The organism is Pseudomonas sp. p99-361, from assembly GCF_003935475.1.
Lineage (GTDB): Bacteria > Pseudomonadota > Gammaproteobacteria > Pseudomonadales > Pseudomonadaceae > Aquipseudomonas > Aquipseudomonas juntendi.
Map to the genome: position 1 here is coordinate 1 of NZ_RHQO01000016.1, position 15,132 is coordinate 15,132.

At 62.7% G+C, this 15,132-nt stretch carries 12 protein-coding genes; 3 read left to right on the forward strand and 9 right to left on the reverse strand.

The features are described from left to right. Positions 1-127: 127 nt before the first annotated feature. The 8 genes from EGJ22_RS09705 to EGJ22_RS09740 form a co-directional block, all read right to left on the reverse strand. Positions 128-2,089, reverse strand: coding sequence for a DNA topoisomerase III (locus EGJ22_RS09705; protein WP_029887822.1), 1,962 nt, complete (start codon positions 2,087-2,089; stop codon positions 128-130). Between the two features lie 167 nt (positions 2,090-2,256). Beyond that, complete coding sequence (locus EGJ22_RS09710; RefSeq protein ID WP_009683126.1) at positions 2,257-2,685, reverse strand: GNAT family N-acetyltransferase; 429 nt, start codon at positions 2,683-2,685, stop codon at positions 2,257-2,259. Continuing rightward, the gene (locus EGJ22_RS09715; RefSeq protein ID WP_029887823.1) at positions 2,678-3,844 is read right to left on the reverse strand and encodes a cupin domain-containing protein; all 1,167 of its coding nucleotides are present in this window, start codon (positions 3,842-3,844) and stop codon (positions 2,678-2,680) included. The genes EGJ22_RS09710 and EGJ22_RS09715 overlap by 8 nt, the downstream gene beginning before the upstream one ends. A gap of 81 nt (positions 3,845-3,925) precedes the next feature. Then, a complete protein-coding gene (purB, locus tag EGJ22_RS09720; protein ID WP_009683124.1) occupies positions 3,926-5,296 on the reverse strand; it encodes an adenylosuccinate lyase in 1,371 nt (456 codons plus the stop codon). Between the two features lie 154 nt (positions 5,297-5,450). Next, entirely contained in the window at positions 5,451-6,071 is a 621-nt protein-coding gene (hflD, locus tag EGJ22_RS09725) for a high frequency lysogenization protein HflD (protein WP_029887825.1), read from the reverse strand. Beyond that, positions 6,068-7,192, reverse strand: coding sequence for a tRNA 2-thiouridine(34) synthase MnmA (gene mnmA / locus EGJ22_RS09730; protein WP_029887826.1), 1,125 nt, complete (start codon positions 7,190-7,192; stop codon positions 6,068-6,070). Before mnmA ends, hflD begins: the two co-directional genes overlap by 4 nt. Before the next feature lie 59 nt (positions 7,193-7,251). Then, a complete protein-coding gene (locus EGJ22_RS09735; RefSeq protein ID WP_029887827.1) occupies positions 7,252-7,692 on the reverse strand; it encodes an NUDIX hydrolase in 441 nt (146 codons plus the stop codon). Positions 7,693-7,859: 167 nt separating this feature from the next. After that, complete coding sequence (locus tag EGJ22_RS09740) at positions 7,860-10,085, reverse strand: NADP-dependent isocitrate dehydrogenase (RefSeq protein WP_029887828.1); 2,226 nt, start codon at positions 10,083-10,085, stop codon at positions 7,860-7,862. Positions 10,086-10,572: 487 nt separating this feature from the next. Between EGJ22_RS09740 and icd the strand changes: the two genes are divergently transcribed. Beyond that, positions 10,573-11,829, forward strand: a complete 1,257-nt coding sequence (gene icd, locus EGJ22_RS09745; RefSeq protein WP_009683118.1) for an NADP-dependent isocitrate dehydrogenase — start codon at positions 10,573-10,575, stop codon at positions 11,827-11,829. Between the two features lie 72 nt (positions 11,830-11,901). Here the strand turns inward: icd and cspD are convergent, their stop codons facing one another. Further along, complete coding sequence (gene cspD / locus EGJ22_RS09750; RefSeq protein ID WP_009683117.1) at positions 11,902-12,162, reverse strand: cold shock domain-containing protein CspD; 261 nt, start codon at positions 12,160-12,162, stop codon at positions 11,902-11,904. Positions 12,163-12,392: 230 nt separating this feature from the next. Between cspD and clpS the strand changes: the two genes are divergently transcribed. Continuing rightward, positions 12,393-12,755, forward strand: coding sequence for an ATP-dependent Clp protease adapter ClpS (gene clpS / locus EGJ22_RS09755; protein WP_009683116.1), 363 nt, complete (start codon positions 12,393-12,395; stop codon positions 12,753-12,755). A gap of 30 nt (positions 12,756-12,785) precedes the next feature. Then, entirely contained in the window at positions 12,786-15,056 is a 2,271-nt protein-coding gene (gene clpA / locus EGJ22_RS09760; protein ID WP_029887829.1) for an ATP-dependent Clp protease ATP-binding subunit ClpA, read from the forward strand. Positions 15,057-15,132: the final 76 nt, after the last annotated feature.

Genomic DNA, 15,132 nt, shown 5'->3' on the forward strand with positions numbered 1-15,132 from the left:
GCGCGGGCGGCGCTCAATCTCACAGGCACTGAAGATGCAGCGGCTACCCTTGCCAGAAACCATAGAATCTCCCACAGGTGAGAGCGGCTTAAGCCGCGAAGAGGCCGGTACTGGCAATGCACAAGTGTCAGGTCGCCGCCTTCCTCCGAGGCTGACGCGGTTTGCCAGCCGCCGGCTTGCTCCCAGTCGGTTTGCTTTTTCCAGCACCGCTACGCCGCTTCTTCTTCCACGGCGGCGCCGCCCCGGCTGCCGGCCCGCTGATGGTCATGCGCATACCCTGGCAACGCTCCACCAACTTGCCCATCCATGCCGACTGCCGGGCGACGAAGTCTTGCAGGCTCATCTCGCCACTCTGCACCATGTCCAGGGCCTGCTCCCAGATGGCCGTCGTGCCTGGGTCGGCGATGGCACGGGGCACGGCGTCGATCAGGCTGAACGCGGCAGGCGTGGCCGACAATGCCTTGCCGTTCTTCACCAGGTAGCCGCGGTCTAGCAGCCCCTGGATGATGCTCGCCCGAGTGGCCTCGGTGCCGATGCCGGTGGTTTCCTTGAGCTTTTGTTTCAGCCGCGGGTCGTCCACCAGCTTGGCGACGTTCTTCATTGCCTTGATCAGGTCGCCCTCGGTGAAGGGCTTGGGTGGCTGGGTCCACAGGTCTTTGAGTTGCAGGCCTTGCACGCTGCAGTCCTGGCCTTCGCGTAATGCTGGCAGCACCTGGGCGGGGGGCGCCTCGCGGCCTTTGCTCGGGGTCAGGGCTTCGGGCAGGGCGCGGCGCCAGCCGGGCTCGACGATCTGCTTGCCCACCGCGCGCAGGGCATGGCCCGCGCAGTCGAAGTCGGCCTGGGTGCGGTCGAACTCGTGGTTGGGCAGGAACTGCGCCAGGTAGCGGGCGCGGATCAGGGTGTACACCGCCTTGTACTTGGCTGGCAGGCGCGCCGGGTCGCTGGCAGCGGCAGTGGGGATGATGCCGTGGTGGGCGCTGACCTTGGCGTCGTTCCAGGCCCGCGAGCGGCGTTGCGGCTCGAGGTAGGGCTGCAGGGGCGCCAGGCTGGCATCGGCCCGTTGCAGGGCGGCGAGGATGCCTGCTGCCTCGGCGTGCTGGCTTTGTGGCAGATAGCCACAGTCGCTGCGCGGGTAGGTGATCAGCTTGTGGGTTTCGTACAGCGCCTGGGCGATGTCGAGGGTTTCCTGGGCGCCGAGGCCGAATTTTTTCGAGCACAGCTCTTGCAGGGTACCGAGGTCGAAGGGCAATGGCGCTGCTTCGCGCACGCGCTCGGTGGCCACCTTCATGGCCCTTGCGGTGGCGGCCTGGCCGATATCGGCAGCCGCTCGTTGCGCCAGTGCCTCGTTCAGGCAGCGCCCCTGGTCGTCACAGGCGTCTTCCGGCGCCCGCCATTGCGCGTTGAAACCCTGGCCGGCGTGTTCCAGTTGCACGTCGATAGCCCAGAACGGCACCGGCACGAAGTTCGCGATGCTGCGGTCGCGGTCAACCACCAGGCGCAAGGTGGGCGTTTGCACCCGACCCACGGGTAGCACGCCCTGGTAGCCGGATTGCCGGCCCAGCAGGGTGAACAGCCGGCTCATGTTCATGCCGATCAGCCAGTCGGCGCGCGAGCGGCCCAAGGCGGAATGGTACAGGTTGAGGGTTTCGTGCCCCGGCAGCAGGCGCGCCAGGGCCTTGCGAATGGAGGCGTCGTCCAGCGCCGACAGCCACAGGCGCTGCACCGGGCCACGGTAGCGACAATGCTCGACCAGCTCACGGGCGATCATTTCCCCTTCACGGTCGGCGTCGGTGGCAATTACCAGCTCGCGCGCTTCGCCAAGCAGGCGCTTGACCGCCTTGAACTGGCTGGCGGTCTTGGGTTTGACCAGCATCTTCCATTTGTCTGGAATGATCGGCAGGTCGGCCAGGTTCCAGCGCTTGTAGCGTTCGTCGTAGCTGTCGGGCGGGGCGGTTTCCAGCAGGTGGCCGATGCACCAAGTTACGCAGACGTCGGTGCCTTGCCAGCAGCCGTCGCCCTTGCGGGTGGCGCCGAGCACTTTGGCGATGTCTTTTGCCTGGGAGGGTTTTTCGCAGAGGAACAGGCGCATGGCCGGGAACGCTTCATCGGGGAATGATGAGCACTAGGATGCGCAAGCAGGGGCGCGGAGGCAAGTTTTATCTGGATGGATGTACAGCTTTTTGTGAGCGAGCATGTCACCTGCCTTTACCGGCCTCTTCGCGGGTTACCCGCGAAGAGGCCGGTAAAGGCTATGGGTCAGGGGCGCGAGTCGCGCACCATGTCTACGTGCGGGATGCCGGCTTCGAGGAACTCTTCGCTGACTACGCGGAAGCCCAGCCGCTCGTAGAACGGCGTGGCGTGGACCTGGGCGCTGAGCATCTGCTGCTTCAGATCACGGTTCTGCGCTTCGACGATCACCGCATTCATCAGTGCGTCACCCACCTTCAGCCCGCGCCAGTCCTTCAATACCGAGACCCGGCCGATGGTGCCATCGGGCAGCAGGCGGGCGGTGCCGATCGGATAGTCCCCTTCCAGGGCCAGGAAGTGGACGGCGGTCGGATCTTCCGAGTCCCATTCCAGCTCCGGCGGCACGTGCTGTTCGGCGATGAACACCGCTTCACGGATACGGCGGATGTCGGCGTTGTCCTTGTGCCAGTCGGCGAGGCGCACACGAATCTTATTCATTGGCGAATCCCAGGCTTCCTTGTTTCACCAGCTGCTGTACCAGCATAAGGCCATCTTCATCCTGCAGCCATTCGCCGAGGTTGTCGATGTGCAGGGCGTCGGCCGCGCACACCAGTTTCAGCAGCTCGCGCAGCTTGCCAGGCAATGGGCAGCTGCGGCCGCTGGCGAACAGCAGCAGGTCGTCTTCGAATTCCGACCAGGCCAGGCGGGCACTCGGGTTGCGGATCAGGATGGCGCCTTGCTCCAGCGCATCGACCAGCTCCTCTTCGCTCAGCTCTTCACCGACGATCTGTTCCGGGTAGCGCGGCTCGGTCATGAACTGGCCAAACCAGGTCAGCAGCAGGTCCTTGTCGTTCATGTGCTTGTCGAGCAGCGCCTTGAGGCGGTCGAGGGCGTCATGCTGGATCTGGTGCGGGTCGCTGGCAGGCTGGGCGTCGGCGTCGCTGTAGCGCTCTTCGTCGGGCAGGAACTGGCCGAGGAAGTCGGTGAAGTGGGTGAGTACTTCGGCGGCGCTAGGGGCACGGAAGCCAACCGAGTAGGTCAGGCACTCGTCCACGGCAACGCCGTAGTGGGCCAGGCGTGGTGGCAGGTACAGCATGTCACCTGGCTCCAGGGTCCATTCTTCGCCCTGCTCGAACTCGGCCAGGATACGCAGGTCGGCATGCTCCAGCAGCGCGCTGTCGCTGCTGCACATCTGGCCGACCTTCCAATTGCGCTGGCCGTGGCCCTGCAACAGGAACACGTCGTAGTTGTCGAAGTGCGGGCCAACGCTGCCACCAGGGGCAGCGAAGCTGATCATCACATCATCGATGCGCCAGCTGGGCAGGAAGCGGAAGTTCTCCAGCAGCTCGGCGACTTCCGGAACGAACTGGTCGACGGCCTGTACCAGCAGGGTCCAGTCTTTTTCCGGCAGCTCGGCGAAGGTGTCTTCGGTGAACGGGCCACGGCGCAGTTCCCACGGGTGGGCGCCATGCTCCAGCACGATACGCGACTCGACTTCTTCCTCCAGGGCCAGGCCAGCCAGCTCGTCGGGGTCGATTGGGCTGATGAAGTCCGGGAAGGCCTGGCGCACCAGCAGCGGCTTTTTCTGCCAGTAGTCGCGCATGAATTCGCGGGCCGAGATGCCGCCGAGCAGCTGCAGTGGAGTATCAGGATTCATGTTCAACCTATTGAAAAAACGTAATTTTCGTACGGGAATAAAAACGCCCGGCCAGGCCGGGCGTTGTATGCGGCGGTCCGCTTAGACGCGTTTGGCCTGGGCTGCCGCGTTACCGATGTAGGTAGCAGGGGTCAGCAGCTTGAGCTCGGCCTTGGCTTCGGCTGGCATGTCCAGGCCGTCGATGAAGGTCAGCAGCGCTTGTGGGGTGATGCCCTTGCCACGGGTCAGCTCTTTGAGCTTTTCGTAGGGGTTTTCGATGTTGAAGCGGCGCATCACGGTCTGGATCGGTTCGGCCAGCACTTCCCAGCAGGCGTCCAGGTCGGCGGCGATGCGGGCTTCGTTCACTTCCAGCTTGCCGATGCCTTTGAGGCTGGCTTCGTAGGCAATGACGCTGTGGGCGAAGCCCACGCCCAGGTTGCGCAGCACGGTGGAGTCGGTCAGGTCACGCTGCCAGCGCGAGATTGGCAGTTTGCTGGCCAGGTGCTGGAACAGGGCGTTGGCGATACCCAGGTTGCCTTCGGAGTTTTCGAAGTCGATCGGGTTGACCTTGTGCGGCATGGTCGACGAGCCGATTTCGCCGGCGACGGTCTTCTGCTTGAAGTAGCCCAGCGAAATGTAACCCCATACGTCACGGTCGAAGTCGATCAGGATGGTGTTGAAGCGGGCGATGGCGTCGAACAGTTCGGCGATGTAGTCGTGTGGCTCGATCTGGGTGGTGTACGGGTTGAACTGCAGGCCCAGCTCGTCTTCGATGAAGGCGCGGGCGTTGGCCTCCCAGTCGATCTGCGAGTAGGCCGACAGGTGGGCGTTGTAGTTGCCCACGGCGCCGTTGATCTTGCCCAGCAGCGGTACGGCGGCAACCTGGGCGATCTGGCGCTCCAGGCGGTACACGACGTTGGCCAGTTCCTTGCCCAGTGTGGTCGGCGAAGCCGGCTGGCCGTGGGTGCGCGACAGCATCGGCACGTCGGCGTGAGCGTGGGCCAGGGCACGAATGGCCTCGGCGATCTGGCGCATCAGCGGCAGCAGCACGTCGTCACGGCCAGCACGCAGCATCAGGGCGTGGGACAGGTTGTTGATGTCCTCGCTGGTGCAGGCGAAGTGGATGAACTCGCTGACCTTGGCCAACTCAGGCAACTGGGCGGCCTGCTCCTTGAGCAGGTATTCGATCGCCTTGACGTCGTGGTTGGTGGTGCGCTCGATTTCCTTGACGCGCTCGGCGTGCTCAAGCTTGAAATCGCTGGCCAGGGTGTCCAGCAGGGCGTTGGCCTCGGCGGAGAACGCGGGCACTTCGCCAATTTGCGGGTGGGCGGCCAGGCGCTGCAACCAGCGCACTTCGACCAGGGCGCGGAAACGGATCAGGCCGAATTCGCTGAAGATGGGGCGCAAGGCCTGGGTTTTGCCGGCGTAACGGCCGTCTACAGGGGAAACCGCAGTGAGCGAAGAAAGCTGCATGGGGTGTTCTCGGACAGTCAGGCTTTTGGAAGGGCGCATATCATACATGAAAAAGGCAGGCGGCGAGCTTCAAGCTGCAAGTAGCAAGTAAAAGCCGACGTGCTGCTTCTGCTTGCTGCTTGCTGCTTGCTGCTTGTAGCTTAGAGCTTGCAGCTTACCCTCGCATCATGTCGTACAGCTCGTTCAGCAGTTTGCGCCGGCTGAACACCAGTTGCCAGCGGTGCCCGCCCAGCTGGCGCCACAGGCGCGCGGCGCGGATGCCGGCGAGCAGCAGGGCGCGGATTTTCGAGGCGTTGCTGGCCTGCTGCAGGAAGCGCATGTCCCCGTGTACCTGGATGCGCTGGCGCAGGGTGCTCAAGGTGTCCTGGTACAAGGCTCCGCTGGAAGCGATGACATTTTCGTGAACCAGGCCGAAATGATCGGCCTGCGACTGGATTTGTGGCAGGCGGTTGCCGATGGTGTCGAGCAGGTCGCCGCGCTTGTTCAACTGGCGCTCCAGGCCCAGCATCGACAGGGCGTAGCGCAGGGGCTCGCGCTGCAGGCTGCTGGGGTCGCGCTCCAGGGCGCCGACCAGCGCGCGATAGCCATCGCGCAGGTTCAGGTCGTCGCCGCCGAACACTTCCAGGGTGTCTTTGGGGTCGCGTACCAGCAAGCTGCCCAGCATGCAGCCGATGTTGGCCTCGCTGGCCTGGCCGGTGCGGGCGATGCGGTCAACCAGTACGGCTGCCTGGAAGACGCCGCCCAGGGCAATCAATTGCTCGCGCAGTGTGCTCATGCCCGCGGGCTCCACGGCTCGGCCGCCTCGATCACGCCACCACCCAGGCACACCTCGCCATCATAGAACACCACCGACTGGCCCGGCGTCACGGCGCGCTGGGGCTCGTCGAACACGGCGCGGTAGCCGCCGTCGGTCAGCGCCAGGGTACAGCGCTGGTCGCTCTGCCGGTAGCGTACCTTGGCGGTGAGCTGGCGCGGGCTGCTCAGGTCTACCGGGTTGACCCAGAAGATTTCCGACGCGAGCAGGGCGCGGGAGAACAACCATGGGTGTTCGTTGCCCTGGCCGACCACCAGCACGTTGCGGGTCAGGTCTTTGTGCAGCACGTACCAGGGCTCGTCACCGGCGTCCTTCAGGCCGCCGATACCCAGGCCCTGGCGCTGGCCGATGGTGTGGTACATCAGGCCATGGTGGCGGCCGATCACCTCGCCTTCGGTGGTTTCGATATTACCTGGCTGGGCGGGCAGGTACTGCTTGAGGAAGTCGCTGAAGCGGCGTTCACCAATGAAGCAGATGCCGGTGGAGTCCTTTTTCTTGGCGGTGGCCAGGCCGTGTTTTTCGGCAATGGCGCGGACCTCGGGTTTTTCCAGTTCGCCCACCGGGAACAGCGTGCGGGCGATTTCCTTGCCGCCAACGGCGTGCAGGAAATAGCTCTGGTCCTTGTTCGGGTCCAGGCCTTTGAGCAGTTCGGTAACGGCGCCGGTGTCGCGGCGGCGTACATAGTGGCCGGTGGCAATCAGGTCTGCACCCAGCGACAGGGCGTAGTCGAGGAACGCCTTGAACTTGATTTCGCGGTTGCAGAGGATGTCCGGGTTGGGCGTGCGGCCGGCCTTGTACTCTTCGAGGAAGTGCTCGAACACGTTGTCCCAGTACTCGGCGGCGAAGTTGGCGGTGTGCAGCTTGATACCGATGCGGTCGCACACGGCCTGGGCGTCGGCCAGGTCTTCACGGGCGGTGCAGTATTCGGTGCCGTCGTCTTCTTCCCAGTTCTTCATGAACAGCCCTTCCACCTGGTAGCCCTGCTCGATGAGCAGAAGGGCGGAGACGGAAGAGTCCACGCCGCCGGACATGCCGACGATGACGCGGGTCTTGGCGGGGTCTTTGAGTGCTGGGCTGGTCATGGGTACCGGTGTGTATCAAGGGGGAAAAACGCCGATTCTATCAAAGCCGCGGCGCTACGTCAGTCGCGCAGCAGCGCAAGGCTGTGCAGCGGGCCTGCAAGGTAGTCGTCCAGGCAGCGCGGCACCAGCTCGCTGCGCCAGCGGGTGGGGTCGGCCAGCAGCTCTTCGCGGGTCAGCCAGACAGCGCGGACGATGTCGCTGTCCAGGGCCAGGTCGGCATGGTGGCGCACGGGGCGGGCGGCAAAGCAGATGCGCTGGTAGGTCACGCCGTTGCTGGGCGCGGTGTACAGGTAGATGCCGACCACGCCCGTGAGCTCGACTTCCCAGGCGGTTTCTTCCAGGGTTTCGCGCAGGGCGGCCTGGGGCAGGGTCTCGTTGGCTTCCAGGTGCCCGGCGGGCTGGTTGAAGACGTGCCGGTTGGCTTTGAATTCCTCGACGAACAGGAATTTGCCGTCCTGCTCGACGATGGTGGCGACGGTGATGTGGGGTTGCCAAGACACGGTCGATGCTCTCCCTAAGTAGCAAGTAGCAAGTAGCAAGTAGCAAGTTGAAGCAATCCGCGTACCGCTTCGACTTGTAGCTTGTAGCTTGTAGCTTGAAACTTACAGCTGAAAAAGCACAAACCCCGGTGCGTGGCCGGGGTTTGTGCTGTTACGTCAAGCGGACCTTACAGGGCGGCGATGGCGCTGTTCAGGGTCTGGCTTGGGCGCATCACCTTGGCGGTCAGCTCGGCATCCGGGGCGTAGTAGCCACCGATATCGGCTGGCTTGCCCTGAACGGCGTTGAGCTCGGCGACGATGGTCTCCTCGTTCTCGGTCAGGGTCTTGGCCAGTGGGGCGAAGCGTGCCTGCAGGGCGGCGTCGTCGCTCTGTGCAGCCAGGGCCTGGGCCCAGTACAGGGTCAGGTAGAAGTGGCTGCCGCGGTTGTCGATACCGCCGACTTTGCGCGATGGCGACTTGTTGGTGTCGAGGAACTTGCCGGTTGCCTGGTCCAGGGTGCTGGCCAGAACCTTGGCGCGCGGGTTGTCGTAGGTGTTGCCCAGGTGCTCCAGGGAAGCGGCCAGGGCCAGGAATTCACCCAGCGAGTCCCAACGCAGGAAGTTCTCTTCGACCAGCTGCTGCACGTGCTTGGGTGCCGAACCGCCGGCGCCGGTTTCGAACAGGCCGCCGCCACTCATCAGCGGCACGATCGACAGCATCTTGGCGCTGGTGCCCAGTTCCATGATCGGGAACAGGTCGGTCAGGTAGTCGCGCAGTACGTTACCGGTAACCGAGATGGTGTCCTTGCCTTCGCGAATGCGGGCCAGGGAGAACTTGATGGCGTCGACCGGGGCCATGACACGAATGTCCAGGCCGGTGGTGTCGTGATCCTTCAGGTACTTTTGCACCTTCTCGATCATCACGCCGTCGTGGGCGCGGGCCGGGTCCAGCCAGAACACCGCTGGGGTGTCGCTGAGGCGGGCACGGTTGACGGCCAGCTTGACCCAGTCCTGGATCGGCGCGTCCTTGGTCTGGCACATGCGGAAGATGTCACCGGCCTCGACGTTCTGCTCCAGAACCACGTTGCCCTTGCTGTCGACCACGCGAACCACGCCGTCGGCCTTGACCTGGAAGGTCTTGTCGTGGGAACCGTACTCTTCGGCTTTCTGCGCCATCAGGCCAACGTTCGGCACGCTGCCCATGGTGGTCGGGTCGAAGGCGCCGTTGGCCTTGCAGTCTTCGATGGTGGCCTGGTAGATGCCGGCGTAGCAACGGTCCGGGATCACTGCCTTGGCGTCTTGCAGTTCGCCAGCGGTGTTCCACATCTTGCCCGAGTCACGGATCATGGCCGGCATCGAGGCGTCGACGATCACGTCGCTCGGTACGTGCAGGTTGGTGATGCCCTTGTCGGAGTTGACCATGGCCAGGGCCGGGCGCTGGGTGTACAGGGCCTGGATATCGGCTTCGATCTCGGCCTGCTTGTCAGCTGGCAGGTCCTTGATGCGGGCGTACAGGTCGCCGATGCCGTTGTTCGCGTTGAAGCCCACTTCGGCCAGGGCGGCGGCGTGCTTGGCCAGCACGTCGTTGTAGAACTCTTCGACGATGACGCCGAACATGATCGGGTCGGAGACCTTCATCATGGTGGCTTTCAGGTGTACCGACAGCAGCACGCCGGTGGCCTTGGCATCGGCGATCTGCTCGGCGATGAAGGCCTTCAGGGCCTTGCGGCTCATGGTTGCGCAGTCGATGACTTCGGCAGCCTTGACCGCGGTCTTTTCCTTCAGCACGGTGGTGCTGCCGTCTTTGCCGACCAGTTCGATACGTACGCTGTCGTCAGCTTCGATCAGTGCAGCTTTTTCGCTGCCGTAGAAGTCGCCTTGGGTCATGTGGGCGACGTGCGACTTGGAGTCGGCGGCCCAGGCGCCCATCTTGTGCGGGTGCTTGCGCGCGTAGTTCTTGACCGACAGCGGTGCGCGGCGGTCGGAGTTGCCTTCACGCAGGACCGGGTTCACGGCCGAACCTTTGATGCGGTCGTAGCGGGCGCGGGATTCTTTCTCTTGCTCGGTGGCCGGCTCGTCGGCGTAGTCAGGGATGTTGTAGCCCTTGCCTTGCAGCTCCTTGATCGCGGCTTTGAGCTGCGGTACCGAGGCGCTGATGTTCGGCAGCTTGATGATGTTGGCTTCAGGGGTGGTAGCCAGCTGGCCCAGTTCCGCCAGGTGATCGCCTACTTGCTTCTCTGCGCCCAGTTGCTCCGGGAAGGCGGCAAGGATACGGCCAGCCAGGGAGATGTCGCGAGTTTCGACAGCGATGTCAGCCGAAGCGGTGAACGCTTCGATGATCGGCAGCAGCGAGTAGGTGGCGAGGGCAGGGGCTTCGTCGGTGAAGGTATAGATGATCTTGGAACGGGTGGGCATGCGGGTTAACTCTCTGTGTGCTGAGCGTGCTCGAGTCTCGTGGTGCGCAGGGTAAGGCGCATCGCCCTGGCAAGCCATGAGCGGAAAGTCGAGAAGCTGCGAGCGGTGATGGTGGATGCATCAGTCGAGCGTCAAGTGCTGAACTGCGGTAACAGCCCAGGCTTTGGCAGCCAGGCGGAAAAGGCCCGGCTTTTCGGCCGATCACGGCCCAGGGCGGTCCGCATTTTCCTGGGATTCGCCCCGATGACCCAACGGTCGCGGCGGAGTATACCAAACCATTTGGCCTAATCAGCAAGGCCAAGTGATATCGGCCCATTTATAAGACCAAAGACTGAGGGGCAATGTGGCGTAATGCCGCAGCGCTGGCGGGGTGTTCTGCGCGGGCGCGCCCGCGCCCACGCCGTCAGCTTGCAGGTCGGCAGATGTGGTTTAGGCTCATTGCTACGCTTGATGTCCAACCCACACCCGATAGCGGAGTAGTGCAAGCATGGCATACCAGAAAATCAAGGTTCCGACCGACGGCGCCAAGATCACCGTCAATGCAGACCATTCGCTCAACGTGCCCGACCAGCCGATCATTCCCTATATCGAAGGCGACGGGATCGGCGTTGACGTCTCACCGGTGATGATCAAGGTGGTCGATGCCGCTGTGCAGAAAGCCTATGGCGGCAAGCGCAAGATCGCCTGGATGGAGGTGTACGCCGGCGAAAAGGCCACCCAGGTCTACGACCAGGACACCTGGCTGCCGCAGGAAACCCTCGACGCCGTGCGCGACTATGTGGTGTCGATCAAGGGCCCGCTGACCACCCCGGTGGGTGGCGGCATCCGTTCGCTGAACGTGGCTTTGCGCCAGCAGCTGGACCTGTATGTATGCCTGCGCCCTGTGCTGTGGTTCCAGGGTGTGCCAAGCCCGGTTAAAAAACCGGGGGATGTCGACATGGTGATCTTCCGGGAGAACTCCGAAGACATCTATGCCGGCATCGAATGGAAGGCCGGTTCGCCGGAAGCAGACAAGGTGATCAAGTTCCTCAAGGAGGAAATGGGTGTTACCAAGATCCGTTTCGACCAGGACTGCGGCATTGGTATCAAGCCGGTTTCCCGCGAAGGGACCAAGCGTCTGGTACGCAAAGCCCTGCAATATGTGGTGGATAACGACCGCGAGTCGCTGACGCTGGTGCACAAGGGCAACATCATGAAGTTCACCGAGGGTGCCTTCAAGGACTGGGGCTACGAAGTGGCGCGTGACGAGTTCGGTGCCGAGTTGCTCGACGGCGGGCCGTGGATGAAGTTCAACAACCCCAAGACCGGCCGCGAAGTGATCGTCAAGGACGCCATTGCCGACGCCATGCTCCAGCAGATCCTGCTACGCCCGGCCGACTACGATGTTATCGCCACGCTCAACCTCAACGGCGACTATTTGTCTGACGCCCTGGCGGCGGAGGTGGGCGGCATCGGTATCGCCCCGGGGGCCAACCTGTCCGACACCGTGGCCATGTTCGAGGCTACCCACGGCACGGCGCCCAAGTATGCCGGGCAGGACAAGGTCAACCCGGGTTCGGTGATTCTTTCGGCAGAAATGATGCTGCGCCACATGGGCTGGACCGAGGCCGCCGACCTGATCATCAAAGGCACCAATGGCGCGATTGCGGCCAAGACCGTGACTTACGACTTCGAGCGCCTGATGGACGGTGCCACGCTGGTGGGAAGTTCGGGCTTCGGCGATGCCATGATCAAACATATGTAAGCGAATGTGAAACAGCCGCTTCTGGTAAAGAAGCGGCCTTTCTTTTCGTTTACCCGCTGGCAGGGCAGTCGGTCAGGCGTCGGCCGTGCTGCCCGCGGGCTGTGCACTGGCCGGCGCGGGCGCAGCCGTGGATGCACTGCTGATGTTGACGGCGTGTAGACCTTTCGGGCCTTGGATGACATCGAAGGTCACGGCTTGGCCGGCCTTGAGCGTCTTGTACCCGTCCATCTGGATGGCTGAATAATGAGCGAACAAGTCGTCGTTCTTGCCCTCTTCATTGACGAATCCATAGCCCTTGGCATTGTTGAACCACTTGACTTTACCGCTTGCCATCCCTATGTCCCTCTGCAAAGGACTCCATCACTGGAGTATCATCCACTTCATCCGCATACGAACCTTGCGAAAAAATCTGGTTGACTGCGCGGATCTTTATCGACCACGGTGGGTTCCTATTGGTTGTAACACCGTTTTGCCGATAGTCAAGGTCATGCAGCGGCTGCACCAATGGCCGTTCGCAGGGTCAACCCACAACCTTAACCTGTCGATGTGATGAAATTCTTTCCATGCATGCACACAGCCAGATTCGACTAACATTCAATCAGGATCGTCCTCAATCGAATGAGGACGATGGCTCCGGTCTGGCGGTTCAGGAAGCCAAGCCGATCCTGCAGGCGCCACCGATGTACAAGGTGGTTTTGTTCAACGATGACTACACACCGATGGATTTCGTCGTCGAAGTGCTCGAGACGTTCTTCAGTCTGAACCGCGAGCTGGCGACCAAGATCATGCTGACCGTCCATACCGAGGGGCGGGCAGTGTGCGGATTGTTTACCCGTGACATCGCCGAAACGAAGGCTATGCAGGTCAACCAATACGCCAGGGAAAGCCAGCATCCGCTACTCTGTGAAATCGAGAAGGACGGTTAATCGCCGACCACTTGGGTATGAGGTGAAGCTATGTTAAACCGCGAGCTCGAAGTCACCCTCAATCTTGCCTTCAAGGAGGCCCGTTCGAAGCGTCATGAATTCATGACCGTCGAACATCTGCTGCTGGCACTCCTGGACAATGAGGCTGCCGCGACCGTTCTGCGCGCCTGTGGCGCCAATCTCGACAAGCTCAAGCACGACCTGCAAGAGTTCATCGATTCGACCACGCCGCTGATTCCTGTCAACGATGAAGACAGGGAAACCCAGCCAACCCTGGGCTTCCAGCGTGTGCTGCAACGCGCCGTGTTCCACGTACAAAGCTCTGGCAAGCGTGAAGTGACCGGCGCCAACGTACTGGTGGCGATCTTCAGCGAACAGGAAAGCCAGGCCGTGTTCCTGCTCAAACAGCAAAGCGTGGCCCGCATCGATGTGGTCAACTACATCGCCCATGGCATCTCCAAGGTGCCGGGGCATGGCTCGCAATCCGAGAGCGACCAGGATATGCAGGACGAAGAGGGTGGTGAAACCTCTTCTTCCAGCAACCCGCTGGACGCCTATGCCAGCAACCTCAACGAGCTGGCGCGTGCTGGCCGCATCGACCCGCTGGTTGGCCGCGAGCAGGAAGTGGAGCGCGTTGCGCAGATCCTTGCCCGCCGCCGCAAGAACAACCCGCTGCTGGTGGGTGAGGCCGGGGTGGGCAAAACGGCGATTGCCGAAGGGCTGGCCAAGCGTATTGTCGATGGCCAGGTGCCTGACCTGCTGGCACAGAGCGTGGTGTACTCGCTCGACCTGGGCGCGCTGCTGGCCGGTACCAAGTACCGCGGCGACTTCGAGAAGCGCTTCAAGGCGCTGCTTGGCGAGCTGCGCAAGCGGCCGCAGGCCATTCTGTTCATCGATGAGATCCACACCATCATCGGTGCCGGTGCGGCGTCGGGTGGGGTAATGGATGCGTCCAACCTGCTCAAGCCGCTGTTGTCTTCGGGTGAAATCCGCTGCATCGGCTCCACGACCTTCCAGGAATTCCGTGGCATCTTCGAGAAGGACCGTGCCTTGGCGCGGCGCTTCCAGAAGGTAGACGTCAGCGAACCCTCGGTTGAAGACACCGTGGGCATCCTGCGTGGCCTGAAAGGGCGGTTCGAAAGCCACCACAACATCGAGTACAGCGACGAAGCCCTGCGCGCCGCCGCCGAGCTGGCCTCGCGCTACATCAATGACCGGCACATGCCGGACAAGGCCATCGACGTGATCGACGAGGCTGGCGCCTACCAGCGCCTGCAGCCGGAAGCCAGCCGCGTCAAGCGCATCGACGTGCCGCAGGTGGAGGATATCGTCGCCAAGATTGCGCGAATTCCGCCGAAGCATGTCAGCAGCTCCGACAAGGAACTGCTGCGTAACCTGGAGCGCGACCTGAAGCTGACCGTTTTCGGTCAGGACCAGGCCATCGATTCGCTGTCCACGGCCATCAAGCTGTCGCGTGCCGGCCTCAAGGCACCTGACAAGCCAGTGGGTTCGTTCCTGTTTGCCGGCCCTACCGGCGTCGGCAAGACCGAAGCGGCCCGGCAATTGGCCAAGGCGCTGGGTGTGGAGCTGGTGCGCTTCGATATGTCCGAGTACATGGAGCGCCACACGGTTTCGCGGTTGATCGGTGCACCGCCCGGCTATGTCGGGTTCGACCAGGGTGGTCTGCTGACCGAGGCGATTACCAAGCAGCCGCACTGCGTGTTGCTGCTCGACGAAATCGAGAAGGCGCACCCGGAAGTCTTCAACCTGCTGCTGCAGGTGATGGACCACGGTACCCTTACCGACAACAACGGGCGCAAGGCCGACTTCCGTAACGTGATCCTGATCATGACCACCAACGCCGGCGCGGAAACCGCGTCGCGGGCCTCGATCGGCTTCACCCATCAGGACCATGCGTCCGATGCGATGGAAGTGATCCGCAAGAGCTTTACGCCAGAGTTCCGCAACCGCCTGGATACCATCATCCAGTTTGGCCGCCTGAGCACCGAAACCATCAAGAGCATCGTTGACAAGTTCCTTATCGAACTGCAGGCGCAGCTCGAAGACAAGCGCGTGCTGCTTGAGGTCAGCGACGAGGCCCGCGGCTGGCTGGCGGCCTCGGGGTATGACGCGCAGATGGGCGCGCGGCCGATGGCGCGGTTGATTCAGGACAAGATCAAGCGGCCGCTGGCCGAGGAGATCCTGTTTGGTGAGCTGGCCGAGCATGGCGGTGTGGTGCACGTCGACTTGCGCGATGGCGAGTTGGTGTTCGACTTCGAGACCACGGCTGAAGTAGCGTGATACATGGGGCTGCAACGCAGCCCCCTACAAACTTGAAGGCATGAAAAAGCCCGGCACTTGGCCGGGCTTTTTCATG